Source organism: Georgenia sp. (assembly GCF_054605595.1).
Map to the genome: position 1 here is coordinate 1 of NZ_JBTSDU010000142.1, position 7,392 is coordinate 7,392.

The following is a 7,392-nucleotide window of genomic DNA, read 5'->3' on the forward strand; positions in this document are numbered from 1 at the left end:
GACCCGCGCGGAGAAGCGGCGCGGCTACCACGACCTCATGGACGCCAAGGCCGCGGCCCGCGAGGAGCTGTGGCAGGAGCGCGACGCCGGTCACTGGGCCGACCCCGAGGAGTAGGACGGGTGCGGCGCGCGCCGCACCCGTCCTGACCTCCGCACCCCGAGATGCACGCGCGAGTGAGTGCCCGCTCCCGGTGACATCGACTGAGGCCTGCGCACAGTGGTGAGCATTTGCTGGTCATAGGCCAGCAGATGCTCACCACAACGCCGGCTCAGCCTGGTCGGCCCCCCGCAGTGCGGCCGGATGTTGTGGTTGAGCCGGACGTGGTTCGCGGCGGGGTCGTACTGCGCTTGAACGCGACGAGCCGGTCTGGCGTGCGTTCCCGGTGCACCGCCAGTGCCCGCGGGTCCGCCGGGGCGCGCCCGGACCCGCGAGCTGCGCGCGGCACGCGTTCCCCGTACACCGCCAGTACCTGCGGGCGCCGGTCGATCGTGCCGATCCAGATGCGTACCGAGCGCCGGACCGCACCGGGGCACGGGGCCGCGGTGGGGGATGATGTCCCTCGTGAACGTGCCGCTGACCAGCCGGGACGGGGTCGCGACGGCCCCACGCATCGTCGTCAAGGTGGGGTCGTCGTCCCTGACCGCCCCGGACGGCCGACTTGACCTGACCGCGCTGGGGAACCTGGTGGATGCCATCGCGCACCGCCGTGCCCAGGGCCAGCAGGTCGTGCTCATCTCCTCCGGTGCGATCGCTGCCGGCATCACCCCGCTCGGGCTGTCGGGAAAGCCGAAGGACCTCGCCACCGCGCAGGCGACGGCGAGCGTCGGCCAGGGGCTGCTCGTCGCCCGCTACACGGCAGCGTTCGCCGGTCACGACCAGCGGGTGGGGCAGGTGCTCCTCACGGCCGAGGACCTCATCCGCCGCACCAACTACGCCAACGCGCAACGCGCCCTCGAACGGCTCCTCACGCTCGGCGTCGTCCCGATCGTCAACGAGAACGACACGGTTGCCACCGACGAGATCCGGTTCGGCGACAACGACCGGCTCGCCGCCCTCGTCTCCCACCTCGTGCGGGCCGACGCCCTCGTGCTGCTCACCGACGTCGACGGCCTCTACGACGGGCCACCCGACCGGCCGGGCGCGCGGCTCATCCGCGAGGTGTCCGGCCCGAACGACCTGGCAGGCGTCGAGGTCACCGGGCGGGGCAGCGAGATCGGCACCGGCGGCATGGTGACCAAGCTCGACGCCGCCTCGATGGCCACCCAGTCCGGCATCCCCGTAGTACTGACCTCGGCCGCCAACGTGGTGCCGGCCCTGGCGGGGGAGGACGTCGGCACGTGGTTCGCCGCCACCGGCCGGCGCAAGTCCGCCCGACGGCTCTGGCTCGCCCACGCCGCACAGGTACGCGGCCGCCTCCACCTCGACGCCGGCGCCGCCCGTGCCGTCACCGAGGGGAAGCGGTCGCTGCTCGCCGCCGGGATCGTCGGTGTCGACGGCGAGTTCGAGGCCGGCGACGCCGTCGAGCTGGTCGGTCCCGACGGTCTCGTGGCCCGCGGGCTCAGCGGCTACGGCTCGGTGGAGATCCCCGACATGATGGGCAAGTCCACGTACCAGATGCGGGAGGACGGCTCGGACGGCCATCCCCGCGCCGTCGTCCACCGCGACGACCTGGTCCAGATCCGGTCCCGCCGGCGTTGACGTCGGTCCAGATCCGGTCTCGCCGGCGTTGACGTCGGTCCAGATCCGGTCCCGCCGGCGTTGACGTCGGTCCAGATCCGGTCCCGCCGGCGCGCCCGACAGGTGGACGGTCGTTGACACTCGAACCGTGCCTGCCTTAGTTTCACGTCAGGTTCAGAGCACCAGTGCGCACCCAGTGCGCTAAGTCCCGGCTTGCTGGTCGACAACCCCCGTGTGCGGGGGTGCCCCGGGAGATGACCTGGTCCCGCCTCCCGGCGGGGCAACGCACGGCACCTCAGGGTGCATGAAGCAGAAGGAACCAGGACGACCATGAACACGCCCGTGAGCCCCAGGCAGATCGCTCTCTCGCCTTGCCGCTCCATGTGCATGTCCATGTGCTGCCGTTCGCGAATGTCGGCCTGACGACGTTCCCCGCGATGCCCCGGTGCGCTCTGCGCTGACGCATCACCCCTGACCTCGAGCCCTCCGTCCCCGGCGTGTGAGACGCCACCGGGCGGAGCCGGTCGGTCAGGATCCTTCAGCCTTCTCGCGGCCGACGTCCCTCGACGCGCCCGACGACACCCCTGGATGTGTGCCATGCCTGTCTCCTACCTCCCCACCCGTACCGCCTCCACCTCGACCAAGGTCACCGTCGGCCTCGACCTGACCGGCCTCGGCGTCGGCGACGCCACCGACGGCTTCTCCGCCGACCTCCCCGTGGAGACGGCGAACCTCGCCCGTCTCTCCTCGTTCACCAAGGCCGCGCACGACGGCGGCGTCGACTTCGTCACTCTCGGCGAGCGGTTCCGCCTCCGTAGCGACCGTGCCGTGCGTGCCAACTCGTGGCTCGACCCGGTCGTCGCGGTCCGCCGCATCAGCCCGCACGCCGGCGCCGCCGGACTGGTCGCGACGCTGCCCGCCGCCGGTGCGGACCTCTCGCTCGTCGCCGGCGAGCTGGGCCAGGTTCCCGCCACGAACGGGACCTGGACCGGACTGCAGCTCGGCGACCCGCGCGGCGGCGAGGTCCTGGCCCACACGCTGGAAGCCGTGAGCCGCGCATTCTCCGCCACCCGATCCACGCGGGTGGCGGCGCCGCGAGTCGTCGTCCCGGTCAGCACGGACGGCGAGGTCGAGCCCGCCGGCAGCTTCGCCGATGTCGTGCGGATCCGTGAGACGGACCTCGAGTGGGCCCGCGAACTGCGTTACGGCGTCCGCGCCGCGGCGCGTGCCGCCGGCCGGGACGTGCGTGTGCTCGTCGACCTGCACACCGTCATCTCGGGCGACCGCGACACCGCCCAGGCGCGCGCCGCGCTCATCGGGGACATCGCCGGCCCCGACGCCGCCTGGGCCGGGGCGCTCTCCGCCGTCGGCACCGTTGCGGACGTCGTCGAGCTCGTCCAGACGTGGCTGCAGGCCGGCGGGGCGGACGGGTTCGTCGTCCTGCCGGGGTCGCTGCCGGCGGACGTGGTGGCGTTGTTGCGCGGCGTCCTGCCGGCGCTACGCAGCCGCGGCCTGGTGGCGGAGCGCACCGTCGCCGCCCGCCCCGCGGTGCAGCGGCCGCAGGACCCGACGCACGCGGCCGCCCAGGTCGCCCGCCCAGCGGTGCGGCGACCCCGGGCGGTCTCGGTCGCCTGACCGCGCTCCGGTCAGGCGCTGCGCCGCGGTGGCGACTTCCTGGCCGCGGCGCCCTTCGGGGCGGGCACCTCGGACGCCACCTTCTTGGCCGGGGCCTCCTTTGGGACGGGCACCTCGGACGCCGCCTCCTCGGACGCCGCCTCCTTGGACGCCGCCTCCTTGGCCGCCCGCTCCGGAGCGACCTTGCCCTGGGCCGCCTTGCCGGACCCGGCCGAGCTGTGGGCTGTGGCGTCGCCGCCCGCCTTCTTGCCGCGGGAGGCCTCGACGGATCGGCGCAGCGCCTCCATGAGGTCGAGCACCTCGGCCACCTCGCCCTCCTCGGCCTCGCCGAACGTGGCGGCGGTGTCCACGGCCTCACCCTGTTCCAGCTTGGCCTCGATGAGCTGACGCAGCTCCACCTGGTACTCGTCGGTGAACGACGCGGGCTCGAAGTCGGACTCGAAGCTCGCGACGAGTGCCGCCGACATCTGAAGCTCCTTGGCGCTGATGCGCACCTGCTCGTCCAGCTCGGGGAGCTCGGCGGCCCGCACCTCGTCCTCCCACAGCAGCGACTGGAGGACGAGGGCCTCGCCGCGCACCCGCAGCGCCCCGAGGCGGGTCTTCTCCCGCAGCGTGAACGTCACGATGGCGGTGCGGTCGGTCTCCTCGAGAGTCCGTCGCAGCAGCACGTAGGACTTCGTCGACGTCGAGTCCGGCGCGAGGTAGTACGTCTTCTGCATCATGATCGGGTCGAGCTGCTCCGAGGGCACGAACTCGAGCACGTCGATCTCCCGGGAGCGCTCGACCGGCAGCGCCTCGAGGTCCTCGTCGGTCAACACCACGGTCCGCTCGCCGTCGCCGTAGGACTTGGCGATGTCTCCGTACTGCACGATCTCACCGCACACCTCGCACCGGCGCTGGTAGCGGATCCGCCCGCCGTCGGCCTCGTGGACCTGGTGGAGCTCGACGTCGTGGCTCTCCGTCGCGCTGAAGAGCTTGATCGGCACGTTGACCAGCCCGAACGTGATCGAACCCTTCCAGATCGCGCGCATCGCACACCTCGAATCCGACGAAACCGGCAACAGATCGATGATCCCCGAGATCGTCGCGCTCAGCGACCCCATGTGCGCCGGCGCCGGCCAGGGGTGGTGGCGAACCCGCTCGGCCGGTGTTCCCGGCCCTGGGGCCGGGCCCCGGTGAACCGCGCCGCGACCGTCCGGTCCGCCCGGGCGCTACCTGTGCGCGGGTGCGGCCGGGCAGGTGAACAGCCGGTTCTCCGGGTCGAGCTGGGGAAGGATGCTGTCGGCGATCTTCTTCAGCTGGCGCACCTGGGCGGACGTGAGGTGGTCGAAGATCAGCGCACGGACGTTGTCGACGTGCCCGGGCGCGGTCTCGACCACCTTCTCCCACCCGGCGTCGGTCAGCACCGCCATGGTGGAGCGCCGGTCGTCCGGGACGGGCCGACGATCGACCCAGCCCTCGTTCTCGAGCCGGTCGACCAGGTGCGAGAGCCGGGACACGCTCATGCTCGCCAGCTGTGCCAGGCGGCTCATCCGGATCGAACGCTCAGGATGCTCGGAGAGGGCGGAAAGGACCACGTACCCCGCGTGCGTCAGCTTGGCGTCCCGCTGGAGCTGGGCGTCGAGGGTGCCGGGCAGCAGCATGATCGCGGCCATCAGCGAGCGCCAGGCCGCCTCCTGCTCGTCCGTCAGCCAGATCGTCTTGTCCATGGCCACAGAGTACATGGATTGGATTTGATGCTTCAAGCGAACATGGTCACGTAACAGGTTGAGGCATCAAGTGTTTGGGGTTATGTTGTGACATGCCACCTCACGCGGGTGACCGGATCGGCCGGACCACCCGTCCTCGTCCACGCCCGCCACCAGCACAAGGAGCACCACCATGACCTCTCTGACCATCATCGGCGCCGGCAACATGGCCCGCGGCATCGCCACCCGCGCGGTCGCCGGTGGCCACAGCGTCCAGCTCCTGGCCCGCGACGAGTCCAACGCCGGCGCCCTGGCGAACAAGCTGACCGGCACCGTCACCTCGGGCCCGCTGGCTGCCGCCATCACCGGCGACATCGTCGTCCTCGCGCTGCCCTACGACGCCGCCCTCAGCGTCGCCGCGGACCTCCGTGACGCGCTGAACGGCAAGGTCGTCATCGACATCACCAACCCGGTCGACTTCGCCACCTTCGACACGATGGTCACCCCGGCCGACTCCTCCGTCGCCCAGGAGATCCAGCAGGTCATCCCGGCCGCCGCGGTCGTCAAGGCGTTCAACACCACCTTTGCCGGGCCCCTCGCCGGTGGCGGCGTCGTCGCGGGCGAGAAGCTCGACGTCTTCGTCGCGGCGGACGACACCGACGCCAAGGCCGCCGTCACCGCGTTCGTCGAGTCCGCCGGCATGCGCGCCATCGACGCCGGCTCGCTCAAGCGCGCCCACCAGCTCGAGGCCACCGGCTTCCTGCACATGGCGATCCAGGGTGGCCTCGGCAACACCTGGAGCACCGCCGTCAAGATCCTCGGCGCCTGATCCCAGCCCGGCCCCGCCGTCCTCGCACCGGCTCAGCGACACCGCCCCGGGCACCCCGTTGGTCTACGACTTCGGCGGGTTCGACCCCCGTCACTACCAGATGACCTACGCGACGCCGGAGGCCTCCGACCTGCTGCGCCGCGTCGTCGCCGCCCTGCCGGACACCGAGCCCGTCCACCAGTACCGGGGCCGCGGCCTCGACCACGGTGCCTGGGTGCCGCTGAAGATCATGTACCCCCTCGGCGATGTGCCCGTGCTGCAGATGTCGATGCCCACGCAGGACCCGGACGCGCTCATGGCGCTCGGTGCGCGCCTCCGTGCGCTGCGTGAGGAGGGCGTGCTGGTCGTCGGCTCCGGCTTCATGACCCACGGGCTGGCGTTCATGACGCGGGAGATGCTCGAGGGGGCCGTCCCCACCTGGTCCTCCGACTTCGACGACTGGGCCGCCGACGCCCTCACGCGTGGCGACGTCGACACCCTGGCGGCCTTCCGGTCCAAGGCACCGGGTATGCCGTACGCGCACCCCACGGTCGACCACTACGTCCCGCTCTTCGTCACGCTCGGCGCGGCGACGTCGGCGGACGCGGCGGTGACGACCGTCATCGACGGGTACATGATGGGCTTGGCCAAGCGGTCCTTCCAGGTCGCCTGAACCGCTGCGGCCCCCCGGCCTGTCGACCACCGGCCACCCCCGAACCGGCACCTCTGCCCACCTCGGGGCCTGACCTCGATCCCTCAAGGAGCACCATGACCACCTTCGCTGTCACCGGAGTCACCGGCCCGTTCGGTCGCACCGTCGTCGAGCAGCTGCTCGTCCGCGGCGTCGCCCCCGCCGACGTCGTCGCCATCGCCCGCACGCCCGAGAAGGCCCAGGATCTCGCCGCGCGCGGCGTCCAGGTGCGCGAGGGCGACTACGACCGGCCCGAGACCCTCGAGACGGCACTGGCCGGCGTCGACCGCCTCCTGCTGGTCTCGGGCTCAGAGATCGGGAACCGCGTGCCCCAGCACGGCAACGTGGTCACCGCTGCGGCCCGCGCCGGCGTCGGCCGGATCGGTTACACGTCCATACTCCGCGCCGACGACACCCCGCTGGTGCTGGCCCCCGAGCATGCCGCGACCGAGCAGCTCATCGCGGAGTCCGGCATCCCCGCCACGGTGCTGCGCAACCCCTGGTACTCCGAGAACTACACCGGCCAGGTCGACCGGTACGTCGCCACCGGCGTGGTCCTGCACGCCGCGGGGGAGGGCCGCATCGCCGCCGCCACGCGCGCCGAGCTGGCCGAGGCCGCCGCCGTCGCGCTGCTCCAGGAGGTTGACGGCGACGTGGTCCACGAGCTCGCCGGCCCGGCCTTCACCTACACCGAGCTGGCTGAGGCGGTCACCGATGCCACCGGCACCGCCGTCGTCGCGAAGAACGTGACCGCGAAGGAGTTGGCGCAGGCTCTCGCCGACGCCGGGCTCGACGCCGGCACGGTCGACTTCCTCGTGGCGGTGGACCAGAACATCGCCGACGGCGCGCTCGACGGCGACACGACCGACCTCGACCGGCTGCTCGGGCGCCC

7 protein-coding genes and 1 riboswitch are annotated in these 7,392 nt (G+C 72.1%); of the genes, 5 read left to right on the forward strand and 2 right to left on the reverse strand.

Annotated elements, in window-relative coordinates:
* Nucleotides 1-550: 550 nt before the first annotated feature.
* Nucleotides 551-1,699, forward strand: a complete 1,149-nt coding sequence (gene proB, locus ACYC1Z_RS13150; protein ID WP_461409974.1) for a glutamate 5-kinase — start codon at nucleotides 551-553, stop codon at nucleotides 1,697-1,699.
* Nucleotides 1,700-1,849: 150 nt separating this feature from the next.
* Nucleotides 1,850-1,972: riboswitch (SAM riboswitch) on the forward strand.
* 303 nt (nucleotides 1,973-2,275) lie between these two features.
* Nucleotides 2,276-3,313: a hypothetical protein gene (locus tag ACYC1Z_RS13155; RefSeq protein ID WP_461409975.1), complete on the forward strand. Its 1,038-nt coding sequence runs from the start codon at nucleotides 2,276-2,278 to the stop codon at nucleotides 3,311-3,313.
* Nucleotides 3,314-3,324: 11 nt separating this feature from the next.
* Here ACYC1Z_RS13155 and ku read toward each other — a convergent pair whose 3' ends face one another.
* Both ku and ACYC1Z_RS13165 read right to left on the reverse strand, forming a co-directional pair.
* Nucleotides 3,325-4,344: a non-homologous end joining protein Ku gene (gene ku / locus ACYC1Z_RS13160; RefSeq protein ID WP_461409976.1), complete on the reverse strand. Its 1,020-nt coding sequence runs from the start codon at nucleotides 4,342-4,344 to the stop codon at nucleotides 3,325-3,327.
* 180 nt (nucleotides 4,345-4,524) lie between these two features.
* Nucleotides 4,525-5,022: a MarR family winged helix-turn-helix transcriptional regulator gene (locus tag ACYC1Z_RS13165; protein WP_461409977.1), complete on the reverse strand. Its 498-nt coding sequence runs from the start codon at nucleotides 5,020-5,022 to the stop codon at nucleotides 4,525-4,527.
* Nucleotides 5,023-5,194: 172 nt separating this feature from the next.
* On the opposite strand from ACYC1Z_RS13165, the gene ACYC1Z_RS13170 reads away from it, so the two are divergent.
* The 3 genes from ACYC1Z_RS13170 to ACYC1Z_RS13180 form a co-directional block, all read left to right on the forward strand.
* Nucleotides 5,195-5,830, forward strand: coding sequence for an NADPH-dependent F420 reductase (locus ACYC1Z_RS13170; protein WP_461409978.1), 636 nt, complete (start codon nucleotides 5,195-5,197; stop codon nucleotides 5,828-5,830).
* On the forward strand, nucleotides 5,781-6,482 hold the full coding sequence (locus tag ACYC1Z_RS13175) for a dioxygenase family protein (protein ID WP_461409979.1): 702 nt from the start codon (nucleotides 5,781-5,783) through the stop codon (nucleotides 6,480-6,482). Before ACYC1Z_RS13170 ends, ACYC1Z_RS13175 begins: the two co-directional genes overlap by 50 nt.
* 95 nt (nucleotides 6,483-6,577) lie before the next feature.
* Nucleotides 6,578-7,392, forward strand: an 815-nt coding sequence (locus tag ACYC1Z_RS13180; protein ID WP_461409980.1) for an NAD(P)H-binding protein, incomplete at its 3' end; no start/stop codon positions are given.